Annotated in this window: 18 protein-coding genes; 5 read left to right on the forward strand and 13 right to left on the reverse strand. The window is 62.2% G+C overall.

Translation table 11 applies throughout. The features are described from left to right. Nucleotides 1-5: 5 nt before the first annotated feature. From xdhC to xdhA, 3 genes are read right to left on the reverse strand one after another with little or no spacing between them, the layout of a single operon-like run. Nucleotides 6-635 carry a xanthine dehydrogenase accessory protein XdhC gene (xdhC, locus tag M0D65_RS02090; protein WP_091010171.1) on the reverse strand — a complete coding sequence of 210 codons (630 nt, stop codon included), beginning with the start codon at nucleotides 633-635 and terminating at the stop codon, nucleotides 6-8. Next, nucleotides 632-3,010, reverse strand: a complete 2,379-nt coding sequence (gene xdhB, locus M0D65_RS02095; protein WP_091010169.1) for a xanthine dehydrogenase molybdopterin binding subunit — start codon at nucleotides 3,008-3,010, stop codon at nucleotides 632-634. Before xdhB ends, xdhC begins: the two co-directional genes overlap by 4 nt. Before the next feature lie 50 nt (nucleotides 3,011-3,060). Continuing rightward, entirely contained in the window at nucleotides 3,061-4,578 is a 1,518-nt protein-coding gene (gene xdhA / locus M0D65_RS02100) for a xanthine dehydrogenase small subunit (protein ID WP_266250780.1), read from the reverse strand. Between the two features lie 383 nt (nucleotides 4,579-4,961). Here xdhA and M0D65_RS02105 point away from each other — a divergent pair, with 383 nt between their 5' ends. The 4 genes from M0D65_RS02105 to M0D65_RS02120 all read left to right on the forward strand — a co-directional run bounded on the left by M0D65_RS02105 (nucleotide 4,962) and on the right by M0D65_RS02120 (nucleotide 8,757). Further along, nucleotides 4,962-6,173, forward strand: coding sequence for an MFS transporter (locus M0D65_RS02105; protein ID WP_266250781.1), 1,212 nt, complete (start codon nucleotides 4,962-4,964; stop codon nucleotides 6,171-6,173). Between the two features lie 224 nt (nucleotides 6,174-6,397). Then, the gene (locus tag M0D65_RS02110; protein WP_091010164.1) at nucleotides 6,398-6,772 is read left to right on the forward strand and encodes a hypothetical protein; all 375 of its coding nucleotides are present in this window, start codon (nucleotides 6,398-6,400) and stop codon (nucleotides 6,770-6,772) included. Nucleotides 6,773-7,132: 360 nt separating this feature from the next. Then, nucleotides 7,133-8,056, forward strand: coding sequence for a LysR family transcriptional regulator (locus M0D65_RS02115; RefSeq protein ID WP_091010162.1), 924 nt, complete (start codon nucleotides 7,133-7,135; stop codon nucleotides 8,054-8,056). A 26-nt stretch (nucleotides 8,057-8,082) separates the two neighbouring features. Next, on the forward strand, nucleotides 8,083-8,757 hold the full coding sequence (locus M0D65_RS02120; RefSeq protein WP_091010160.1) for a response regulator transcription factor: 675 nt from the start codon (nucleotides 8,083-8,085) through the stop codon (nucleotides 8,755-8,757). Between the two features lie 131 nt (nucleotides 8,758-8,888). Here M0D65_RS02120 and M0D65_RS02125 read toward each other — a convergent pair whose 3' ends face one another. From M0D65_RS02125 to M0D65_RS02145, 5 genes are all read right to left on the reverse strand, one after another. After that, nucleotides 8,889-9,761, reverse strand: coding sequence for a universal stress protein (locus M0D65_RS02125; protein WP_091010158.1), 873 nt, complete (start codon nucleotides 9,759-9,761; stop codon nucleotides 8,889-8,891). A gap of 22 nt (nucleotides 9,762-9,783) precedes the next feature. Further along, on the reverse strand, nucleotides 9,784-11,301 hold the full coding sequence (locus M0D65_RS02130) for an efflux transporter outer membrane subunit (protein WP_091010156.1): 1,518 nt from the start codon (nucleotides 11,299-11,301) through the stop codon (nucleotides 9,784-9,786). Then, nucleotides 11,298-12,578, reverse strand: coding sequence for an efflux RND transporter periplasmic adaptor subunit (locus M0D65_RS02135; protein WP_091010154.1), 1,281 nt, complete (start codon nucleotides 12,576-12,578; stop codon nucleotides 11,298-11,300). The genes M0D65_RS02130 and M0D65_RS02135 overlap by 4 nt, the downstream gene beginning before the upstream one ends. Further along, a complete protein-coding gene (locus M0D65_RS02140) occupies nucleotides 12,575-15,736 on the reverse strand; it encodes an efflux RND transporter permease subunit (RefSeq protein WP_266250782.1) in 3,162 nt (1,053 codons plus the stop codon). Before M0D65_RS02140 ends, M0D65_RS02135 begins: the two co-directional genes overlap by 4 nt. Nucleotides 15,737-16,039: 303 nt before the next feature. Beyond that, nucleotides 16,040-17,233 (reverse strand): porin, encoded by a 1,194-nt coding sequence (locus M0D65_RS02145; protein ID WP_266250783.1) that lies wholly within the window; start codon nucleotides 17,231-17,233, stop codon nucleotides 16,040-16,042. A 356-nt stretch (nucleotides 17,234-17,589) separates the two neighbouring features. Between M0D65_RS02145 and M0D65_RS02150 the strand changes: the two genes are divergently transcribed. After that, nucleotides 17,590-17,862, forward strand: a complete 273-nt coding sequence (locus M0D65_RS02150) for a hypothetical protein (RefSeq protein ID WP_266250784.1) — start codon at nucleotides 17,590-17,592, stop codon at nucleotides 17,860-17,862. A 260-nt stretch (nucleotides 17,863-18,122) separates the two neighbouring features. Here the strand turns inward: M0D65_RS02150 and M0D65_RS02155 are convergent, their stop codons facing one another. From M0D65_RS02155 to M0D65_RS02175, 5 genes are all read right to left on the reverse strand, one after another. Further along, entirely contained in the window at nucleotides 18,123-19,220 is a 1,098-nt protein-coding gene (locus tag M0D65_RS02155) for a porin (RefSeq protein WP_091010906.1), read from the reverse strand. A gap of 244 nt (nucleotides 19,221-19,464) precedes the next feature. Next, nucleotides 19,465-20,157: a response regulator transcription factor gene (locus tag M0D65_RS02160; protein ID WP_266250785.1), complete on the reverse strand. Its 693-nt coding sequence runs from the start codon at nucleotides 20,155-20,157 to the stop codon at nucleotides 19,465-19,467. Between the two features lie 38 nt (nucleotides 20,158-20,195). Then, nucleotides 20,196-21,491: a HAMP domain-containing sensor histidine kinase gene (locus M0D65_RS02165; RefSeq protein WP_091010905.1), complete on the reverse strand. Its 1,296-nt coding sequence runs from the start codon at nucleotides 21,489-21,491 to the stop codon at nucleotides 20,196-20,198. 115 nt (nucleotides 21,492-21,606) lie between these two features. Then, nucleotides 21,607-22,284 carry a response regulator transcription factor gene (locus M0D65_RS02170; protein WP_091010904.1) on the reverse strand — a complete coding sequence of 226 codons (678 nt, stop codon included), beginning with the start codon at nucleotides 22,282-22,284 and terminating at the stop codon, nucleotides 21,607-21,609. Between the two features lie 270 nt (nucleotides 22,285-22,554). Continuing rightward, entirely contained in the window at nucleotides 22,555-22,761 is a 207-nt protein-coding gene (locus M0D65_RS02175) for a hypothetical protein (protein WP_143098036.1), read from the reverse strand. Nucleotides 22,762-22,870: the final 109 nt, after the last annotated feature.

Below are 22,870 nucleotides of genomic sequence, written 5' to 3' on the forward strand. Positions count from 1 at the left end.
GCACGTTAGACGTTCGCAGTGACGCCGTGTGACGACGCGCCTGGGTTAGCGTTGGCGCTAGCGTCGAACGCGGCACGCGCAGCCTCGCGCGTGCGGATTTGCAGCAACTCCGCACACACAGCCAACGCGATCGCATGCGGCGCCTTGTCGACGATCCCTGCCACGCCGATCGGACAGGTCATCTGCGCGAGCCGCCCGGGTTCGACACCACGCTCGATCAAACGACGCTCGAACTTCACACGCTTCGTCTTCGAACCGATCATGCCGAAGTACGTAAAGTCGCGACGCCGCATGATGCGCGTCGCAAGCGTGAAATCGAGTGCGTGGTTGTGCGTCATCACCAGGAAGTAGGCGCCTGCCGGCACGTTATCGACGATCGCATCGGGCGTGTCGGTGGCTTCGATCTGCACGTTGGCCGGCACCTCGTCGGGAAACAGCTCGTCGCGTTCGTCGACCCATTGCACGACACACGGCAACATGCCGAGCAGCGTGATGAGCGCGTGCCCGACGTGGCCCGCGCCGAACAACACGATGTGCATCGGTTTGCTCGGCTGCGACGGCGCACTACTACGACGTCCGATCCGCACCGGCGCATCAGCTGCGCTTGCAGACGATGAACGCAGACCGGCAATCATGCTGCCCTCGCCCGCGCCGCTTCGCGCACCGCACCGACCGCTCTAAGAATCTCCGCAGCGGTGGCCGGTGCGTTCAACGGCGGATTGACCGCATAGTCGGCGACACTCGCTACCGCATCGCGCACCGCGAAGAACACCGAGAAAGGCAGCAGCAGCGGCGGCTCGCCGACCGCCTTCGAGCGGTGAATGCTGTCCTCCGCGTTACGGTTCTTGAAGAGCCGCACGCGGAAGTCGGGCGGTGTGTCGTTGACGGTTGGAATCTTGTAGGTGGACGGCGCGTGTGTCATCAGCTTGCCGCCCGCGTTCCACCATAGTTCCTCGGTGGTGAGCCAGCCCATGCCCTGGACAAAGCCACCTTCGACCTGGCCGACATCGAGCGCCGGGTTCAGCGACGCCCCGACGTCGTGCAACGCATCCGCGCGCAGCACGCGCATCTCGCCGGTCAGCGTATCGATCACGACCTCCGACACCGCCGCCCCGTACGAGTAGTAATGGAACGGCCGACCCTGCAGTTTCGCCTGGTCCCAGTAGAGTTTCGGCGTCGCGTAGAAGCCATCGGACCACAACTGCACCCGCGCGAGATACGCCTTGGCAACCAGTTCGTCGAACGGCACGATCGTCCCGCCGACACTCACCGCGCCATTGCCGAAACGCACTTCGGCGGCGCTGACCTTGCCTTCCCCATAGCGCTCGGCGGCCAGTGCGGCGAGGCGTTCGCGCAACTGCCGCGCCGCATCCTGCGCGGCCTTGCCGTTCAGATCCGAACCCGTCGATGCCGCCGTCGCCGATGTATTCGCGACCTTGCTCGTATCGGTTGCGGTGACCCGTACGCGTGCAAACGGAATGCCGAGTTCGTGCGCAACGACCTGCGCGACCTTCGTGTTGAGCCCCTGGCCCATCTCGGTGCCGCCGTGATTCACGAGCACCGAACCGTCGGTATAGATGTGGACGAGCGCACCCGCCTGGTTGAAGTGCGTCACGTTGAACGCGATGCCGAACTTCACGGGCGTGATCGCGAGGCCCTTCTTCAGGATCTCATTGTTCGCGTTGAACTCACGAACCGCGGCACGGCGCGCGCGGTAGTCGCTGGTCGCTTCGATTTCGTCGAGCAGTTCGTGGATCACGTTGTCGTCGATGACCTGGCCGTACGGCGTCTGGTTCTGTTCGGTCTTGCCGTACAGGTTGCGACGACGCACATCGAGCGGATCGAGCCCGAGCGAACGCGCGACGTCGTCCATGATGTACTCGATCGCAAATGCACCCTGCGGGCCGCCAAACCCACGAAACGCAGTGTTCGACTGCGTATTCGTCTTGCCGCAGAAACCCGCAATCGATACATCCGGCAACCAGTACGCGTTGTCGAAGTGGCACACGGCGCGCGTCATCACCGGTCCCGACAGATCCGCCGAGAAGCCGCAGCGCGATGTCATATCGACCCCAACGCCTTCGATCGTACCGTCATCGGCGTAACCGACTTCATACGTGTAGTGGAAATCGTGGCGCTTGCCCGTGACCATCATGTCGTCGTCGCGATCGGGACGCAGCTTGACCGGACACAGCAGCTTCCACGCAGCGAGCGCCGCGCAGCACGCGAACAACCCCGACTGCGACTCCTTGCCGCCGAACCCACCGCCCATGCGCCGACATTCGACCAGTACGTTATGCGACGCGATACCGAGCGCGTGTGCAACGAGGTGCTGCATTTCCGTCGGGTGCTGGGTCGAGCACCAGATGTGCATGCCGTCGTCGTCCTTCGGCACCGCATACGAAATCTGTCCTTCCAGATAGAACTGCTCCTGACCGCCGAGCAGCATCTCGCCTGCATCGCGGTGTGCCGCGCGGGCGATCTTTGTGCCGGCGTCGCCGCGCGCGAGCTTCATCGGCGGCAGGACGCGTGAATCGGCGGCGCGGGCTTGCTGCGCGGTCATGATCGCGGGCAGCTCTTCGTAGACGATCTCCGCTCGACGCGCACCGAGGCGCGCCGTGTCGTGCGACGTCGCAACGACGATGAAGAACGGCTGGCCGACGTACTGCACGATCCCGTCGGCAAGAATCGGATCGTCGCCGTGGATGATCGGGCCGACGTCGTTGGCGCCGGGAATGTCTTCGGCGGTGAGCACGGCGATCACGCCCGGTGTCGCGCGCACGGCATCGAACGACATCGAGACGATCCGCGCGTGCGCTTTCGTCGACAGACCGAGCGCGGCGTGCAACGTGCCTGCGACGACGGGAATATCGTCGGTGTAGGTGGCGCGGCCGCTTACATGCAGGTGCGCGGATTCATGCGGACGCGACACGTGGACCTGCGTGAAGTCGTTGATCAGGTCGTCGAGATTCTGCGCGTCCTTCAGGAACGGCTCAGCTTGCTGGTTCATTCGAATGGTTCTCCGTACCTCGGTATTACTGTAGCCCGGCTGTGGCTCTCTTACGCACTCGCACCGGCGGCTTCGACGGCGCGCACATCGAGCGCGGCCTTCGGCAGCGGATTGTGCGGGCGCGTTTCGAGCCAGAAGCGGTACAACGTGTTTTTCGCGGCTTCGACGCGGTAGTCGCTGGTCGCGCGCATGTCGCTAAGCGGCGCGTAGTCTTTCGCGAGTGCGAGCATCGCGGCCTGCGCAGTGGCTTCGTGCCACTCGGCGTCGTTGAGCACCGCTTCCACGTGCGTCGCACGCTTCGGCGTCGCGGCCATGCCGCCGAATGCGATGCGCGGCTCGCGCACCGTGTCGCCATCTGCGATGAACGAAAACGCCGCGCACACCGCCGAGATATCGGAATCGAAGCGCTTCGACAGCTTGTACGTGCGGAACTGCAGATTCGCGCGCACACCGGTACGCGTCGGCACACGCAAGCCGACGACGAACTCGTGCGCCTCCATGTCTTTCTTCTGATACGCGAGGTACAGGTCTTCGAGCGGCATCTCGCGCTCGATCTCGCCGCCTCGCACGACAACCCGTGCACCAAGCGCGATCAGCCCCGGCATCGAATCGCCGATCGGCGAGCCGTTCGCAACGTTGCCGCCGAGCGTGCCCGCATTGCGGATCGGCAGCGACGCGAAGCGCTGCCACATTTCGTTCAATTCGGGGTAATGCCTCGCGAGTTCCGCGTAGGCCTTCTCGACGCTGACACCGGCGCCGATCTCGATCCAGCCGTCGGTCACCGCCATACGCTGCAGTTCGGCGATCTGCCCGACATACACGATGTCGCCCAGTTCGCGCATCTGCTTCGTGACCCACAGGCCAATGTCGGTGCTGCCCGCGAGTATCCGCGTAGCCGGTTGCACGCTCTTGATCTGCGCGAGCGCTTCGACGGTACGTGGTGCATCGAATTGCTGGCCGGCGTGCGCATAGTGGAACGTGTCGTGACGCTCGAGCGTGGCGAGCGTGCTCGCAAGTGCTTCGAGATCGACCGGTGCTTTCGGCGCGGGGGCTTCGAACATCTGCACGGCGGCATCGACGATCGGCCGGTAGCCGGTGCAGCGGCACAGGTTGCCGGTCAGCGCATTGCTGATTTCAGTGCGCGACGGCACCGTGCGGTTCGCGCAGCTCTGCTCGTGGCCATGCTTTTCGTACAACGACCACATCGACATCACGAAACCCGGCGTGCAGAAGCCGCATTGCGAGCCGTGGCATTCGACCATCGCCTGTTGAACCGGATGCAGCGAGCCGTCGGGCTGGCGCAGGTCTTCGATCGTGAAAAGCGCGCGGCCATCGAGCGTCGGCAGGAACTGGATGCACGCGTTGACCGCCTTGAAGCTCACGCCGCCCGCGGCGTTGCGCTCGCCGATCACGACGGTACAGGCGCCGCAGTCGCCTTCGGCGCAGCCCTCCTTGGTGCCGGTGCAGCGCGCGTCTTCGCGCAGGTATTGCAGCACCGTGCGGGTGACTGGCGTATTGCGGATCTCGCGGATCGCATTGCGGTGATAGAAGCGGATCGGCTGGCTCATGTTTCGTCTCGATTGTTCTGGCCTGCTGGGCCGTGCTGCGGGGACGGTTCGAACGCTATCACCTTCAATATTGGCAACCCATAGGCGCATCCGCATGCGGGATATATGGCTGGAGCGATAAATCTCGTGGTTCAGTGGCTTGATGACTTATAGAAGTAGCGTATTTTTGGACTATTTTTTGTATTTATATCTACAAAATGACATTTCCAGATCGACGGATGCTCGCGGAAATGCCCGCTGTGCGGCCCGATACGCGGTTTTCGCCGCTCTATACACATCCGACACCGTTTTTTGCGGGCCAAAATTATTAAGTGCTCGCTGCAAGAGAACCGGTTCCATGGGAAAATCACGCCTTCCCGCCGATTTCAAGTCTCGTTTTCCCCATGTCCGCCGACTCAATCACGCCCCGCAGCCAGTTCGCGACGACTCTGCAGATCATTCCGGTCGTCTTTTTCACCTTCATCTGCTACCTGACGATCGGCCTTCCGCTCGCGGTGCTGCCCGGTTACGTGCACAACGACCTCGGGTTCAGCGCCGTGCTCGCCGGGGCGGCGATCAGCGTGCAGTACCTCGCGACCCTGGCGTCGCGTCCGCTGGCGGGTCGCTCGGCCGATACGCTCGGGCCGAAGAAGACGGTGTCGATCGGTCTGCTCGGCTGCGGCGCGAGCGGCATCTTGCTGCTGCTCGCGGTGCTGTGCGGTAAGTGGACCGGCGTGAGTCTCACGTTGCTGGTGCTGAGCCGGCTCGTGCTCGGTTTTGGCGAAAGTCTGTGCGGGACCGGCGCGATTCTGTGGGGCATCGGCCGGGTCGGCACGACGAACAACGCACGCGTGATCTCGTGGAACGGCATCGCGACGTACGGTGCGCTCGCGATCGGTGCACCGCTCGGTGTCGGCATTGCGCATGGCATCGGTTACTGGGCGCTCGGCGTCGTCGTGATCGCGCTCGCAGCGCTCGGCTACTACCTCGCGCGGCCGATCCCACCGGTTCCTGTCGTGCATGGCGAACGGATGTCGTATCGCAGCGTGTTCAGCCGCGTGTTGCCGCATGGCATCGGGCTCGCGTTGGGGTCGGCGGGCTTCGGTTCGATTGCGACGTTCATCACGCTGTTCTACGCGGCACGGCAGTGGCCGAATGCGGCGCTGTCGCTGACGGTGTTTGGCACGCTGTTTGTCGGTTCGCGTCTGCTGTTCGCCAACACGATCAAGACGTATGGCGGTTTTCGCGTGGCGATTGCATCGTTTGCGTTCGAGTGCGCCGGGTTGCTCATGTTGTGGCTCGCGCCCGAGCCGCACATCGCGCTGCTTGGCGCGGCATTGACCGGTTTCGGTTTCGCACTGATCTTCCCGGCGCTTGGCGTCGAGGCCGTCGCGCTGGTGCCGCCGGCAAGCCGCGGCGCGGCGCTGTCGGCTTACTCGGTGTTCCTTGATTTGTCGCTGGGGATTACCGGGCCGCTTGCCGGTTATGTCGCCGGCGAGTTCGGGTATGGCTCGGTGTTTCTGTTTGCGGCGCTGGCGGCGGCCGGTGGTGTCGTGCTGTCGGCGATGCTTTATACGCGCAATACGAAAGTGCCGAATGCGCCTGCGGCGCTGTAGTACGTTTCTTTCATCGGCTCGCAGTCAATGCACTGCGAGCCGATCTTCTCTCTTGCTGTTCATGCAAGGACACAAGCGCTTGTCGCTGCAGATCGCAACAATCGCACGTGGGCTAATCCGCCCAGCTTAAAAAAACTTTAATCCAACGATCTCACTGTTTCAGACTGCGCCCCACTTCGCCACTCCATAATTTCCGCATCGGGACAGGTACCAGGAGTCGAGCGATGACGCGCCCCATGAGCATCGAAGTAATCAACCAGTACGGCACGAGCACAGTCCGCATCGCCATCGAGCAGGCCTCCGTGTTGCTCGAAGCAAGCGACGTCGATGCCGTTATCGAGCATCTCAGTCTGATACGTGCATCGATGAAACCCGAACTGCCTAAAGAGCCTTCGCGTTCGCACCAATATGTGATCGAGCTGGACCCGTGCTGGCACTCCGAGATGCATCCGATGTACGACGGCGCGGTGGTGTTTCTGCGTCATTCGGGTCTGGGCTGGGCCGGCTTCGCACTACCGACGCACAGCCTCGAGAAACTCCACGACGCGTTATCGAAGCATCTCGACACGCTCGCCGAAACGCATAGTCTGCCCAACTAGTTCAGGCATTCACGCCGCTGCGCAATGCAGGCGGCATGCGCATTCATCGCGATGCGCGACCCCTCTTCTCTCTCACGCGCGTGCATTCGCATGCGCGTCTCTGCGTTTGCTCCACCGCTTCGATACGCGTCGTTCGCCTCCGTCTTTCAAGGTTGCGAGTCGCCGCGCATATCCATTGCACATCCAACGCCCCACTCTCTTTCATTCTCACGATGAAGGCTTGTGAATCGTCAAATGAAAGGTCTCCTTTGCAATCTTCATGAACATTGCAGCAAGTTAAAAAAGGCTTAATCCACGTAGCGACTTTGTTTTACACGCCATCGCCGATCATCTACGCGTTGCCCTAACTCGCGCGAAATCATGAACCAACTCCAGGCGATGCGTGCCTTCATCCGCGTAGTCGATCTCGCCAGCTTCAATCTCGCGGCGCGACAACTGGGTATGTCGGCGGCTGCGGTGACGCGCAGCATCGGCACACTCGAAGCTCATCTGAACGTGCGTCTGCTCAACCGCACGACGCGCAGTCTGTCGCTCACCGACATGGGCAAGGAGTATCTGGACGGCTGCCGCGCGATCGTCGAAAAGCTCGACGAGGTCGAATCGAATCTCGTGCAGACCACACGCGATCCGTGCGGCACGCTGCGCATCGCGAGCACGATGACGTTCTCGACGACCAACCTCGGCATCCTGCTCGCGTCGTATCGGGCGTTACATCCACGCGTCAACTTCGACGTGACGACGTTCGACACGCATGTCGACATGATTGAAGGCGGCTTCGATGTCTGTTTCTCCGACGACCGACGCCTCGCAAGTTCGACGCTGGTCAGCCGCACGCTGACAACGGTCGACGATGTCGTCGTCGCATCGCCCGCGTACCTCATGCGTTGCGGCACGCCGCGCGATCCGTCCGCGCTGGCGCGGCACGACCTGCTCGCGATCTCGGATGGTCTGTCGCGCACGTGGGAATTTTCGGGCGTCGACGGCATTCAACGCGTCAGCGCCGGCAACGCACTCACAACGACGAGTCACGCCACCGCACGCGCTGCCGCACTCAACCACATGGGTATCGCGCTGCTGCCGCGACCACTGATCACCGACGATCTCGCGCACGGCGCGCTCGTGCCGGTGCTCGAACAGTTCGCGGTCAACGGCGGCGCGCATCAGGTGTCAATCCTCTACTCGGGCCGCAACTATCTGTCGATGAAGGTACGCAGCTTCATCGACTTCGTGGTCAACCGGTATCGCTCGCCGGACAAGGCAGTGACGCTGCGCGCCGTGGCCTGAGCGCGTGCAACGAACAGGCGCTATCGATGCCGAAAATTCTCACGATTGAAGACGATGAACTGATTGCGCACGACATCGTGCGCACACTCACCGCGGGCGGTTTCTCCGTCGATCTCGCGCGCACCGGCCGCGAGGGCATGGCCAAGGTGATGGGCGGAAGCTACGACGTCGTAACGCTAGACCGCATGCTGCCGGACCTCGACGGCCTGACGATCGTCGCAACGATGCGCGGCGTCGGCATGGAAACGCCGGTGCTGGTGATGAGCGCAATGTCCGATGTCGATCAGCGCATCAAGGGGCTGCGCGCAGGCGGCGACGATTACCTGACCAAACCGTTTTCACCCGACGAGATGTTTGCGCGCGTCGAAGTACTGCTGCGACGGCGCCCACGCGGCACGAAAACCGAAACCGTGCTGCGCAAGGATTCGCTCGAACTCGATCTCGTGCGTCGCCGGGTCACCTATCGCGAACGCGAACTCGATCTGCAGCCCACCGAGTTTCGCGTGCTCGAATTCATGATGCGTCATGCGGGCCAGGTGCTGACGCGCACGATGATCTTCGAAGCGGTATGGGGTTGCCGCTTCGATCCGGGTACGAACCTGATCGACGTGCATGTAGGGCGTCTGCGCAAGAAGGTCGATGTGCCGGGCGAACGCCCGATGATCCGCACGATACGCGGCTCGGGTTATCTGTTCGGTTGATTCGGGCATCGCCTCTCCCGGCGGCTTCCGGAATGTTCACGTTCCGATGCCGCGCGCAGCAGGCCAGGGCAGGACCGATGTTGCCTGAATGGCGCACGCTGGCTCGCACAACGCGAGGACCGCAACAGGCGTCAGCAGGAAACGAGCAGTGGCATGCGTATACGCGTCAGCAGATCATGCGTGACGCGGCCCAGCATCTTTTCCCACAGGCGGGGCCGGCCATGCGCGCCGCAGACGAGCAGGTCCGCGCCAACTTCGAGCGCCGCGTCCTGCAACAGATCGCCGAGTGCGCCGTTCGATGCCTGCAGCGGCCGATACTCGACATGCGCGGTATGTCGCCCAACATGATCGAGAATCGACGCCGGGTCGACCCGATCGGGATGCGCGAGGCGACTCGGTTCGGCCACGAAAACGGTCGTGCTCGCTGCCAGCTGCACGAGCGGCAATGCATCGGACAGCGCGCGCGCCGATGCGCGACTACCGTTCCACGCAATCGCGATACTGCGCCCGAGCGTATCGGGTACCGCTGCGGCCAGTTCTTGAGCCGGAACGATGACTAGCGGGCGCCCCGTCGTGAAGAGCATCGTTTCAGCAAACGAATAGTCGTCGGGGAGTGCCGCGTTGTCGAAAGGGTTGTGACCGATCACGGTCAGATCCGCGTAACGCGATTGCTGTGGCACGACCTTGCTGGCCATCCCGTCGACACTACGCCACGCGACATCGATGGCGAGGTTCTGCTGCAAACGCGAGAGCAACGCACGTAACAGGTCTGCGTTGCCGTCCAGTTCGCCGACGATGTCGCGTGTCAACGCATCGGTGCGTTGCCCCGAGGCGAGCCCGAGTTCGGCGGCGCGCAACCGATGCTGCTGCTCGATGCTGTATTCGCGCACGAACAGCGCAGTGAGTCGCGCGGCGTGCCGGTGCGCCAGATCGGCTGCGAGGCGCAGCCTTCGCTGGCCTGCATCGCTCGCGTCGACGTGCACGAGAATGTCCCTGAGTGCCATGTTTCGTTTTCCGTTTCAGTCGCTACGTCGGCTGCTTCGTTGAAATTCCGGCTGCGTTGTCGCGCGGTGAGCGCAGACCGATGGGGCTGAACGGAATGGTCTGATCGCGGGTGGGTAGATCGGCCGCGCTCCAGCCGCCGCCGAGTGCGCCGATCAGTGCGACTGCCGTCTGCAGGCGACGCGTCTCCACCTCGACCTCGGAAATCTGCGCAGTCAGCGCCGCGATCTGGGCGACCGTGACGTTCAGGTAATTGTCCAGACCATCTGTATAGAGGCTCATCGAAATTTTCTGCACCTTGAGCGCGGCCTGTAGCGCGGCCTCCTGCTGGTCGGCTTCGGTGGACAACTTGCTGGTGAGCACCAGGTCGTCCTCGACCTGCTGGAACGCGGCGAGTACGACAGCCTTGTATTCATCGCCCGTTTGCGCAAATTGCGACCAGCTCGCCTGCAGCTCGGCCTTTCTCAGACCGCCCTCGAACAGCGGCAGCATGGCCGACGCCCCGACGGCCCACAGCGAGTTGGGCAGTGCGGCGAGCGCGCCCCCGGTATCCTCGAAGCCGGCCATCGCATTGATACGAATGTTCGGATAGAACGCGGCCCGCGCAATGCCGATTGCCGAATTGGCTCCGGCCATCGCGCGCTCCGCTCCAGCGATGTCGGGGCGGCGCTGCAGCAGCTCCGACGGTACGCCGGCGGGAACGTCGGGCAACGTGATGTGGGAGTCGGTGCGAACCGGCAGCGTGAATGTCGTCGGATTCCGGCCTGCCAGTACCGCAACTGCATGTTCGAGTACCGCGCGCTGCGCCTGTACGTCGGTGTCCTGCGCCTGCGCAGCCGAAAGCTGGTTTTCAGCCCGGGCGACGTCGAGGCCGGACGAAATCTTGCCCGCATAACGCATCTGCGTAATCCGCACGGCGTTGCGGTACAGATCGATCGCGCGTACGTAGGCTGCGTGCTCGGTATCGAGACCGTGTGCCGCCATGTAGTCGTTCGCGAGTTCCATTTCGAGGCTCAGCTGCGCGGACGCAACGAGCGCCGCCTGGCCCTGCGCATACTGTGCTGCGCGTTTCTCGCTATTGCTTACCTCACCCCAGAAATCGGGTTCCCAGGATAGCGATGCGCCGTACCCGTTTGAAGGCTGCTGCAGCGGCCCCGTCCCGGTGTGAAACAACGTATGCAGCGACTCCTTGTTCTCACTGGTAAACGCGTTTGCATCGATCTGCGGGAAGAGTCCGGAGCGGGCTTCGGCGACCACGTCGCGCGCCTGCGTGTACGTTTCCTGTGCGGCTTTCAAGTCAGGATTGGCCGCCTCGAGTTCGCGCTCGAGCCGATCGAGTTCGGGGTCGGCAAACATCTGCCACCAGGGCCCGCGCGGAATCTGATCTTGCGGGGCGGCCTCGACGAACGGGCCGGCGCCGCGATAGTCCGCGGGCAGCAGCATCTGCGGTGCGTGATAGACCGGTGCCAGGTCGCAACCCGACAACGCCACGACAAGTGCCAGTCCGACGAAGTATCGGATACGTGAGAGTCGATGCATCATTTGTTCACGTCGTCGTGTGCCGCTTCCATCTTCGCGCGCTGCTCGTCACTGAGGTTGGCGGGAACCGGCGGTGGCGCGAGGCGTTGAGAGGACAGCGCAACGCCCGGTGTGCCCGGTACGACGCGCACTTTCTCGCCTTCGAGTATCCCCGCAGACGGATTGACGATGAGGCGGTCTGTCGGTTTCAGACCGCTGATCACCTGGACGGTCTGGCCGAGATTGAGACCGAGCTTGACGTTCTGCAGATGAACCTTGCCGTCCGCTCCGACAAGCGCAACCTGCATGCCCTCGGCGCGAAACAGCAGCGCCTGTTCAGGGACGATCAGGATGTGCGGATCCGACGGGATCACGAAGTGCACATCCGCATAGGTGCCCGGCCAGATCAGATGATCCGGATTCGGCACCAGCAGTTCCGTCACCACAGTCCGGGTCTGTGGATTGAACGCATTCGCTGTGGTGTCGAAGGTCGCCTGGAACGTGCGGCCCGGGTACTGCGGCAGCGACAACGCTGCGGTAAGGCCCGGTTTCAGAATCTGCGAATAGTCCTGCGGCACCGACACGAACACGCGCATCTCGTGAATATCGGACACGCTGAACAGTTCATCGGCGGCACCGCGCGCGCCGACGTCGCCACCCGCCGCGTTCACGTAGTTTCCTTCGTCGGTATTGCGCGACGTCACGATGCCGTCGAACGGTGCGACGATGTCCTTGAAGCCCTCCAGTACCTTGAAGCGCGCAACCTGATGTTGCGCCGCGCGCACCTTCGCTTTCTGTGCTGCCGCATTGGCAACCTGCACGTCGACTTCCTGCTGGGAAACCGCTTGCGTTCCCTCGAGCGCGGTCCAGCGTTTCGCGGTGACGTCGGCGAGATTGTAGTTCGTGCGCGCGACATCGAGATCCGCCTGCGCGCCTTCGTATTGCTCGTCGACGGTCGGCGCATCGATGCTGGCCAGCAGTTCACCGGCCTTCACCTGCGCGCCGTAGTCCTTGTACCACTTCTTCACGTAGCCGGACACCTGCGCATAGATCGGTGCCGAATACCATGCCTGGATGTTGCCGGGTAGCGTCATCGAGCGCGTCGGCGGTCCTGGCATCGGAAGGATCACCTGCACGGGGGGAACCGAGCTCTCGTTGGCGACGTCCTGCAATTCGACGACGTTGGCGTGCCGCTGCACGATCCCGAGCGCGACGAGTGCGGCGAGGCCGAGGGCAACGGCGATCCCGAGCACGCGCGCTTTGGGATAACGGGTGACAGGTGTTTCGCGAAAAGTGTTCATACGTGCAAATCCCGGTTTGCCCTGTGGTCGCGATGCATGAATGCAAAGACACACGGCACGAACAACAGGGTGGCGAAGGTCGCGACCAGCAAGCCGCCGATCACGGCGCGTCCAAGCGGTGCGTTCTGGGTGTTGCTAAAGGACATGGGCAGCATGCCGATGATCATCGCGAGAGCGGTCATCAGCACGGGCCGGATGCGTGCGTACCCGGCTTCGATCGCGGCGGCAATGGGGTCGCCGTACTGGGCCAGATGATCGCGTGCGAATGACACGACGAGGATCGAATTGGCGGTCGCCGTCCCCATACACATGATCGCACCGGTGAGCGCCGGCACCGACAGTGTGGTGTGCGTGAGAAACAGACTCCAGACGATGCCGGCAAGCGCACCGGGCAACGCCGTGATGATGATGAACGGATCGAGCCACGACTGGAAGTTCACGACGATCACGAGGTACACCAGCAGAACCGACAGTGCGAGCCCTGCGAGCAACTGCGTGTAGGCGCTGCTCATGGTCTGCGCCTGGCCGCGCAGATGCACGCTGGCACCGTGCGGAACCTGATCCTTCATCTCGTCGACGACCTTCTGAACCGCATCGTGTACGGCGCCGAGATCGCGGCGCTGATTGCTCACGAAGATGTCGATGGCCGGCAGGATGCTGTAGTGCGACGCGAGCAACGGCGTGCCGGTTTGTGTGATGCGGCTGAGCGCACCGAGCAGTTGCACGCCGTCGCCGCCCGGATCGCCGTTTCCTTTGTCGATCGGAATGGTTTCCAGATCGTTCATCGACGTGAGCTGATCTTGTGGCGTCTGCATGTTCACGAGATGCGACACACCGCTCGACGTGTCGAGCCAGTAGGTCGGCGCGGTCTGTCCGCTGCCCGACAGCGTGGCGAGCGCGTTGTTGGCAATGTCGGCTTCGGTAAGACCGATCCCCGAGGCGAATGAACGCGATGCGGCGATCTTTAGCGTCGGCTCGTTGAAGGCCTGCTGGATATGCACGTCGGCCGCGCCCGGAATGCTTCGGATGCGCGCAGCGAGCTTCTGCGCGAACGCGTAATTTGCGGCCTGACCGCGTCCCGCTACCTGCACATCGATCGGCGCGGGCAGACCGAAGTTCAGGATCTTCGCCGTGATGTCACCCGGCAGAAACGTGAAGGTCGTGCCCGGGAAGAGAGCGGGTAGTTGTCGACGCAACTTGAAGCGATAGTCGTCCACCGGCGAACGTTCGCTCTTCAGGCTGATCGTGATGTCGCAGTCTTGCGGTCCGATCGTGCCAGTCGAACTGTAGGCTTCGTTGATGCCGCTCGAAGGCAAGCCGCAATTGTCGAGCACGTTCGTCACCTGGCCTGGCAGGATCTCGCGGATTTCCGCATTAACGAGCACCGCGAGCCTCGACGCTTCCTCGAGCCGCGTGCCGACCGGCGCACGCATGTGCATGTCGATCTCGCCGGACTTGATGGACGGGAAGAAGTCTCGCCCAAGAAAGCCGATCAGACCGAGCGAACACACCGCGACAGCGAGGAACATCGCGATGAAGCGGCCGCGATGCGAGACGACTCCGGTCAGCACTTCCTTGTAGCCGTTGCGGAAACGGTTGAAGCGCTGCTCGAAGCCTCGCTGGAAGCGGGTGAACGGCCCTGGAATACCGGCGTGGCCGCGTTTGTGCTGTTCGACCTGGCTGCGCAGAAGGTACGCCGCCATCGTCGGAACGAGCGTACGCGACAGGATGAACGAAGCGATCATGGCGAAAATGATCGCTTCGGCGAGCGGCAGAAACAGATAGCCTGCGACGCCGGAGAGCTGGAACAGCGGCAGCCATACGATACAGATACACAGCGTCGCGACGAACGTCGGCACGACGATCTGGTTGGCGGCCTCGATGATACCGGGCTCGAGTTCCGCGCCGGATTCCAGATGCGAATCGATGTTCTCGATCATCACGGTCGCATCGTCGACCAGAATGCCCACCGCGAGCGCCAGTCCTCCCAGCGTCATGACGTTGATGGTCTGTCCGAGCCACGATAGCGCGAGGATCGAGCACAGGATCGCAAGCGGTATCGAGGTGGCGACGATCAGTGTCGAGCGCCAGCTGCCGAGAAACAGCAGCACGGTGAGCCCGGTCAGGATCGCGGCAGTGACCATCTCCTGCACCACTTCGCGAACCGAATCGCGTACAAAACCGGATGCGTCGTTCAACGTCGTGATCTTCACACCGGGCGGCAGCGTGCGGATGATGCCCGGCAGCGCCTTCTTGATACCGTCGACCACCGCGAGCGTCGAAGCATCGCCGCTCTTCAGCACCTGGATCAGCACGGCCTGCTTGCCCTTTACAAGCACGGCGTTGATCTGCGGCGGAGAACCGCGATGGACGTAGGCGACATCGCGCAGATAGACAGTTGCGCCATCGACGGTCTTGATCGGCAGGTTGTTGAAGGTGGCGACTTCCACCGGGCTCGCGTTGGTCTCGACCATAAAGTCGAGTGCGCCGATCTTCTGGTCGCCCGCCGGGAGCACGACGTTCTGCGAACTGAGCGCGTGAGCAACATCGGTCGCCGACAGGCCGTGCGCGAGCAAGCTCGCCTGGTCGAGATCGATCTCGACGTTCAGCGAAGCACCGCCATAAGGTGTCGGAATCGCCGCGCCGGGTACCGCGACGAGTTGCGGGCGGATCAGGTTCGACGCCATGTCGTAGACCTGCGCCGCCGTCATGCCGGGGGCCGACACCTGAAGGTTCAGCACCGGCACCGAAGACGCGTTGTACGACATGATCTGCGGCGGCGTGATGCCTGCCGGCATCTGCTTCAGCACGGTCTGCGACGCGGCCGTGATCTGCGCCTGAGCTTCGGCGACGTTGGTACCCGGTTGCAGAAACACCTTGACGATGCCACGCCCGTAAAGCGACTGGCTCTCGATGTGTTCGATGTTGGCCACCGTCGACGTGAGCGAGCGTTCGTAGTAGTAGATCACTCGACCCGACATGTCCTGCGGAGACAGACCGTTATAGGTCCAGACAACCGCGACGACCGGTATACGGATGGCCGGAAAGATGTCGGTCGGAGTCTTGAACACCGCCATGCCGCCGAACAGCACGATCAGGATGCTCATAACGACGAAGGTCAACGGCCGGCGAAGCGCGACCTGAACGATTGCATTCATGTGGTGCCGTCAAGGAAATACGGAAACCCGACTGGGCGGGCGGGACAAACATGTCCAGAGAAAATCTGCAGCGTGATCCATGGCGGCATTCTGCAGAGCCAGCACTAACAGTCGATCACCAGAAACATGAAACAACTTTTAAGCCTTGCGGTCCCGCTCGGACCTGGAGGCGATGAATGCAAACTAAAAGGCCTGAGTCCCATGCATATGGGACTCAGGCCTTGAACACTCCTGTTTTAGCAACCCGCTCCATCCTGCGAGGCCGGTCCTGATGGCGCCTTTTATTCATGCGCCCCGCTACGCTCAGAACTTGTGTCGCATACCCACCGTGATCACGGCCTGATGGTTACCGGATGCCGCCGCGAGCGAATAGATCGACGCATTGCCCAGTACCGCAACGCCGTCCGCGCCCGTCACGCGTTGATAAACCCCTTCCAGATAGACATCGGTGCGGCGCGACAGCGCGTAGTCCGCCTGCAGCATGAACTGATTCCACTTCGGCGATATGCTGCCGCCACTGCCGCCACTGCCGCCGCCGAGATGGCCGTCGGTGAATGTATACGACCCGCCCACGTTGAGCGCCGGTGTTACCGCATAGCGCGCGTTCAGTTCGTAGTTGTTGAACGTCAGATAGTCGCCATTGATCGTCGAGTACGAGCCGCCTTGCGCCAGTTGATGCGGATCGTCGAGTGTCGTGCGCGTGAACACGAGGCCGACCGTCGCCGGGCCGAATACATAGCGCCCTGCTGCACCGAGAATGCGTTGCCGCACACCGGTCATCACTGCATCGTTGTCGCTGCTACTCAGTGCGCCACCCGTGTTGTCGGGTGCATTTATGCCGCCAGGCTGGTTCCCCTGGAAGTACGCCAGCGCGAGATCGACGGGACCGCCCGACCACTTCGCACCGAAGCTGTACGCGTTGTTGTCGGCGAAACCGCCAGCCGCGTTGCTGAACGCATAAGCGCCGCCCACGGAGAACCCGTCGTAGGTCGCGCTATGAAACTTCACCGCATTGTTCATGCGGAAGTCGTTGTTCAGGTTGTCGTTGTCGAACGGATGATCGGCGATGTTGCCGCCGAAGCCGGAGCCGGTCGCCGACAACGGTGCGACGAAATCGACCAGAAAGTCGTATTGACGGCCCATGGTCAGCGTGCCCCACTGGTTGCTCGACAGACCGACCCACGCCTGCCGGCCGAACAGATCGCCGCCGTTGCCGAGCTTGCCGTTGTCGATGTTGAAACCGTTCTCGAGATCGAAGATCGCGCTCAGACCGCCGCCCAGATCTTCCTGACCGCGCAAGCCCCAGCGGTCGGTGCTGACGTTGCCGCTTTCCATCATCCAGTTGCTGTGCCCCGACCCGCCTGCTGCCTTCTGGTTGCTGATGTAGTCGATGCCGGTGTCGAGCGTGCCGTACAGCGTCACGCTGCTTTGGGCGGTAGCGGCTGTGCTGACGGTCCCCACGAGCGCGAATAGTGTGATTGCCAATGCCTTTTTCATATGCGTTTCCGGGTGAGAGAAGCGATTGAGCCGCGCATCGCTCGTCATCCCGCTCGCCGATGCCGATGCGCAGTCATCCTGCGCATCGCGCAGGTAGCCGCAATTTATGCGTACCCGGTGACGTGCCCATGATCGAAACAGGCAGTTTGATGAAACGGTTTTTAATCTTCTGACACGTTCCCTTTAAGGTCTTGAATACGTGGCCTCCGGCACGACGCAATAGATAAATTTCTTTTCATCCGCACACCATCGATCCGCTATACCCCGACGACTATTCTCTTAATCAACCGGTCTACGAAAGCCTGACAGCTTGCCGGCTAGGTTAGTTACCCTGACTATAAATGAGGATGCCTATTATGAAATCGTTGATGATCGCTATCGCCCTTGTCGGTGCTGCCAGTGCCACGTCCGCATTCGCACAGACGAACGTTCCCACCCAGCAACCGGCTGCCGCCGCTACTCAGGTCGCATCGGACAACACACAGACCGCCGCGCAAGCCGGCCAGTGGGTGGCGCCTTATGGCCAGCCTATCGTCGGCAAGACGCGTGCGCAGGTCTACCAGGAGCTCGTGCAGGCAGAGAAAGACGGCCAGCTCGCGTATCTGAACTCGACGTTGTACTCGCACTGAAGTGGCATCGCGGAAGAACACGGCCCGGCATACCGCGTTGCGTAGCGCGCTCGGACAGTCGGTCCGCTACGTCATCGCCGCGTGCGCGGTCGGGCTGCTTCTGTCCGGCTGCGCAACGGGCACGACGCATAGCACGAACGAATGCGTCGGCCCGCCGGATTTCTGTACACCGTATTTCGGATCGTAGGGTCGCACAACAGAGAGAGCACATTACCCGCTAACGGGTAATGTGCTCTTTTTACTTTTCCGGATCGACGGCTTTAGAAGCTGTGGCGCATACCGATGCGGCCGACCACCTGCTTGCCGTCCGACGACGGATCGAAGCCGGCGATCTGCGCGACCGCTCCACCGGTTGCCCGTTGCAGCGCGGCGAGTGCGTAGACGGCGGTACGCTTCGACAGTTCGTACTCGACGCTCAGATTGAGCTGCTCGTACTTCGGCTCCTGCCCGGTCGCATGATCGCGGCCATCGGTGTACGTGAAGCCTGCCGCAAGATTCAACTGGCTGGTCGCTGCAAAAGTGCCGGCAATTTCATAGTTCTGGAACTTCACGTCCTGCCCCGCATCGCCTTGCTGGAAGTCGACGTCGGAGAAATTGCCCATCGCCTTGAACGAGCCGAACGTATACGACGCGCCCGCTACGAAGATATTCTGGCTGCGCGCATTCTGCAGATACGTGCCGTACACCGCGTTGGTGTAGCCGGCACCGTTCTGGTAGCTCTGCACAGCTTCCTCGGGGTCGTTCACGCGCAGATAGCCGACACCGATCGAGAACGAACCGTTCGTATAGGAACCCGCCGCGCTATACGCTGAATCGTTCGAGAACTGCCCCGCCTGGCCGCCGAACGAATACAGCGCCTCGCCGGTAAATCCGCCGATAGTCGGGCTCGTGTACTTCACCGCATTGCTGATGGCGAAGCCGTTGTCGAGATTGTCCATGTCATTCGGATGCGAGAAGTACCAGCCGCCGTACGTGCTGTTGAGCGAATACGGCTCCAGCAGATCGACGACAGGGTCCCACTGGCGCCCGAACGTCACGGTGCCGCTCGTCGTGCTGGCTAATCCGACGTACGCATTGCGCGAGAATGCGAGACCGCTGCCGAGGCTACCGTTCGTCGAGCTGAAACCGCTCTCGAGGTCGAACACCGCGGACAGGCCACCGCCAAGATCTTCATGACCGCGCACGCCCCAGCGGCTTCCGGCGCTCACACCGCTCGCCATCTGCCACAGGTGTGAACCATTCACGTTGCTCGCAAAATCGATGCCAGTATCCAGAATGCCGTATAGCGTCACGCTGCTTTGCGCATGCGCGGTGCTGAACGCGCCAGCGCAGACAAGTGCCCCCACGATGCACTTCATTTTCATTGCGACTACCTCCAGTTTAATAATTAGGGATGCCTGATCGATCTGTCGATCCGTCTTTCATCCGGATTCGCGCTGCCAATATATCGACTCCATAATCGTGCGAGCCTGGAACTCAGTCTTTCAGTTTTTATGTGGGGAAATGCATAGCGCAGCGTTGACGTTCACGCAGGCGCATGCGTTGCCGGCTTGGTGCCGAGGAAGGGGAACAGCGGGGAAACTGCGCGAGGAAGGTGCGCGCCTAGCGCGGCCGGGTCGTGATCTGGTAGCCGTAGCGGCTGACCGTTTCGATCTGCACGTCCGGCAGTTCGTTCACGAGTTTGCGACGTAGCCGCGACACCACCAGGTTGACGCTAGACGGATCGACGTCGTCTTTCTCGGGCCACGCGTAACGGATCAACTGATCGCGCGGCACTGGGGCGTTCACCTGGCGCATCAGGCATTCGAGCAGCAGGTACTCGCGCCGCGTGACGATCAGCCGGCGCGTGCCGTCGGTCAGCTCGCGTGTGAGCGCGTCGAGCGCGAGCGCGCCCGGGGCGGGCGGCCCGGACGCTGCACCAGCATTAACGCCTGCGGTACGCTGCAGCGCCTGCATGCGTTCGTGCATTTCGATGAACGAATACGGCTGGCCGAAACATGCATCGGCGCCGGCGCGCAGCGCCTGGGCTCGCTGCTGCGAGCTTGCCACACCGAGTACAACAACGATCGCGGCGCCGGCGGCTGCCGCCGCGAACTGCGGCAGCATGTCGAGCAGCGCCGCGTACGATGCGGGATCGAGCGACATCATGACGATCGCGTCGAACGGTTCCTGTGCGGCGAGAAACGCACCGTCTCGCAGGTCGTCCGCGCGCTGCAGGCTATGCGCGCTTTCCTGCAGCGCCTTGAAGAGCCATGCGGATTCGGGATGCGGTGCGGAAACGAACAGAATGCGCATTCAGCGAGCCATCGTAACGTGAGAGAAGATCAGGTCGGTCATTCGAGCGTTTTCATCCAGCATTCGATCGTGACTCGCGTGCCAGGATCGGCATTGCCGATCCGCATCGTGAAGTCGTGCACATGCACGATCGCCGACACGATACTCAATCCGAGCCCCGAACCCGTGATATGGCGCGTACTCTCGCCGCGATAGAAACGCTGCAGCACTGCATCGCGTTCGTTCGCCGCAATGCCTGGGCCGTTGTCGACGATTTCCACCTGAGGCCCAAGCGGTGTCTGCGTCAGCACGACGCGCACCGTGCCGCCCGCCTCGGTGAACTTCAGCGCATTGTCGAGCAGATTGCTGAGCGCCTCGAACAGCAGCGCATGATCGCCGTGGATCGGCGCGACGGGCGATGCCTGCACGAGCAGTTCGATAGTGCGGCTCTCGGCGAGCGGCTCGTACAGTTCACCGACCTCGCGCACCAGCGTTTCGAGTTGCACTTCGCCAAAACCGCCGCGCCGTTGCAACGTGCCGATCTCAGAGATGCGCAGCATCGCGCGAAAGCGGTTGAGCAATCCATCGGTTTCGCCGCGGGCACGATCGACGAGGCCTGACAGCGCCGCTTCGTCGAGCTTGTCGGTCTGCTCGGCGATATGCGCGAGCAGCGTGCGCACATGCGCAAGCGGCGTACGTAGATCGTGCGCGATGCCGTCGCAAACACTTTTCACCTCGTTCATCAGACGCTCGACTTCGGCGAGCATATGGTTCACGAGGTGCGACAGCATGTCGATTTCATCACGCCCGCCGATCGGCAGACGCTGTCCAAGATCGCCCTGGGCGATCCGCTGCGTGACGCGGCGAATCGCCTTCAACCGGCGCATCTGCCGCACGCTCAAACCGAGACCACCGGCGATGCCCGCGGCAAGACAAAATATGCCGCCACCGACCAGCGCATTAATGATGGTTTCGCGAATATTCAGAATGTGCGTGAGGTCGCGCGCGACCACGAGCGTTTCGCCGCTCTTCATCCGCTCGGCCATCGCCCGTACGACCGGGGCATGCTGATCGCCTTCGATCACGAGCGTATGTTCGAGCGTCCTGCCGCGTCGGTGTCCCGCCAGCTCCGGCGGCAATTTCAGAATGTCGCCGGCGATATGCTGGCCATCCGCGGAGAAAAGACCGTAGAAGTTGGTATGCATCCGCTCATGCTCGAGCCGCCGATGGATCGCGTCGGCGAGTTGCTCCTGCGGCATCGAGTCGAGGTAGATGAGTTGCCAGTCCATCGGCACATCGGTTTCGCGCTCCATGTCGCCGGTAACAGCCCAGCCGATGAAGCCCAGCAGCAACATCACCGAGAGCGAGAAAATCACGGCGTAGACGGTGATCAGACGAAAGGTCGTCGAATGCCAACGATGCTCAAGGGCGGATTGCGCCGGCAAGGAATGGTCCGTCAAGGTAAGCGGCTCACGCGAGGATATATCCCGAACCGCGCACGGTTTGAATCATCGGCTTCGCGTCGGGAAGATTGATTTTTTTGCGCAGGCGGCCCATATGCACATCGATCAGATTCGTACCCGGATCGAAGTGATAGCCCCAGACCGCTTCGAATAGCATCGTGCGCGTGATGGTTTGCCCGGCGTGCCGCATCATGAATTCGAGCACCCGGTATTCGGTGGGCAGCAGCGCGATTTCCTCGCCGTTGTATTGCACCTTGCGCGAGATCAGATCGAGTTCGAGCGGGCCGACACGCAGCGACATCGCCGTTTGCGCCGTCGGCATCTGGCTGCGGCGCAGCAGGACTTCGAGGCGCGCGGTCAGCTCGTCGGGATCGAACGGCTTGGTCAGATAGTCGTCACCGCCGGCACGCAGGCCGCGCACGCGTTCGTCGACATCGCCGATCGCGCTTAACATCAACACCGGTGTCTGCACGCCGATACTGCGCATGGTGGTGAGAATGGTCAGACCGTCCACACCTGGCAACATCCGGTCGAGCGTGATCACATCGTATTCGTCGCTGATCGCGCGAACCATGCCGTCGCGGCCGTTCGCAGCCCAGTCGACTGTGAAGCCGCGATTTTTCAGTTGCCCGACAATTTCATTCGCGGTGATTTCATCGTCTTCGATCGTCAGTACTCTTGACATGATCATTCCGCACGCCGCAGCGATTTCAGCTTGCGTAGCTGATGGGTGCGACAGGTTGTCAGTAGACGGACATGATGCCATATTCGGCCTGCGGGCACAGTGCGCGACAGGCGGTCTTGCCTGTCGCAGGGCGGGAAACAAGCTTGCAGGCTACGCGCATCGCGCTAACTGCCGCGCATCGGCTTCATGAAAAAATATTTAAGTTTGCTGCGCGGAGGGGCCTGGGTTCAGCCCGGATTCGACCTGAACGCGCCGCCGGCCCCGTTTGCCTTATGGCACCGCCGCATCGCCAGCACGCTCGTTGCTGTGCCGGCGCAGGTAGCGGGCGTCGTTGTCCACGTGATGGGCACGCTCGATTCGGGCCTGTTCGAGCGTCGTATCGGCAATCGCGCCGCCCGTGCCCTGCACTTTCGCCAGCGCCGCCAGCGGCGTGGCAAACAATGCTGCCAATAACATCCATCCTGTCAGTCGTTTCATCGCAGCCCCCGCGTTCCAGTACATCGCCGGCGGATTCGCACGGTGCGCGTACCTGATACGCATCTTCCGCCTGATCGTAAAGATACGCCTGACTACCTGACTGTTCGGT

It is taken from the genome of Paraburkholderia sp. CHISQ3 (genome assembly GCF_030464945.1).
Lineage (GTDB): Bacteria > Pseudomonadota > Gammaproteobacteria > Burkholderiales > Burkholderiaceae > Paraburkholderia > Paraburkholderia megapolitana.

Coding starts and splice junctions, on each gene's coding strand:
- M0D65_RS02135 (WP_091010154.1), bottom strand. CDS start 12,578: ATGAACACTTTTCGCGAAACACCTGTCACCCGTTATCCCAAAGCGCGC.
- xdhA (WP_266250780.1), bottom strand. CDS start 4,578: ATGAGCCAGCCGATCCGCTTCTATCACCGCAATGCGATCCGCGAGATC.
- M0D65_RS02130 (WP_091010156.1), bottom strand. CDS start 11,301: ATGATGCATCGACTCTCACGTATCCGATACTTCGTCGGACTGGCACTT.
- M0D65_RS02165 (WP_091010905.1), bottom strand. CDS start 21,491: ATGTTGCTGCTGGGCTTCATCGGCTGGGCTGTTACCGGCGACATGGAG.
- M0D65_RS02125 (WP_091010158.1), bottom strand. CDS start 9,761: ATGGCACTCAGGGACATTCTCGTGCACGTCGACGCGAGCGATGCAGGC.
- M0D65_RS02160 (WP_266250785.1), bottom strand. CDS start 20,157: ATGCGCATTCTGTTCGTTTCCGCACCGCATCCCGAATCCGCATGGCTC.
- M0D65_RS02175 (WP_143098036.1), bottom strand. CDS start 22,761: ATGAAACGACTGACAGGATGGATGTTATTGGCAGCATTGTTTGCCACG.
- M0D65_RS02105 (WP_266250781.1), top strand. CDS start 4,962: ATGTCCGCCGACTCAATCACGCCCCGCAGCCAGTTCGCGACGACTCTG.
- M0D65_RS02155 (WP_091010906.1), bottom strand. CDS start 19,220: ATGAAGTGCATCGTGGGGGCACTTGTCTGCGCTGGCGCGTTCAGCACC.
- M0D65_RS02110 (WP_091010164.1), top strand. CDS start 6,398: ATGACGCGCCCCATGAGCATCGAAGTAATCAACCAGTACGGCACGAGC.
- M0D65_RS02115 (WP_091010162.1), top strand. CDS start 7,133: ATGAACCAACTCCAGGCGATGCGTGCCTTCATCCGCGTAGTCGATCTC.
- M0D65_RS02170 (WP_091010904.1), bottom strand. CDS start 22,284: ATGTCAAGAGTACTGACGATCGAAGACGATGAAATCACCGCGAATGAA.
- xdhC (WP_091010171.1), bottom strand. CDS start 635: ATGATTGCCGGTCTGCGTTCATCGTCTGCAAGCGCAGCTGATGCGCCG.
- M0D65_RS02120 (WP_091010160.1), top strand. CDS start 8,083: ATGCCGAAAATTCTCACGATTGAAGACGATGAACTGATTGCGCACGAC.
- M0D65_RS02140 (WP_266250782.1), bottom strand. CDS start 15,736: ATGAATGCAATCGTTCAGGTCGCGCTTCGCCGGCCGTTGACCTTCGTC.
- xdhB (WP_091010169.1), bottom strand. CDS start 3,010: ATGAACCAGCAAGCTGAGCCGTTCCTGAAGGACGCGCAGAATCTCGAC.
- M0D65_RS02145 (WP_266250783.1), bottom strand. CDS start 17,233: ATGAAAAAGGCATTGGCAATCACACTATTCGCGCTCGTGGGGACCGTC.
- M0D65_RS02150 (WP_266250784.1), top strand. CDS start 17,590: ATGAAATCGTTGATGATCGCTATCGCCCTTGTCGGTGCTGCCAGTGCC.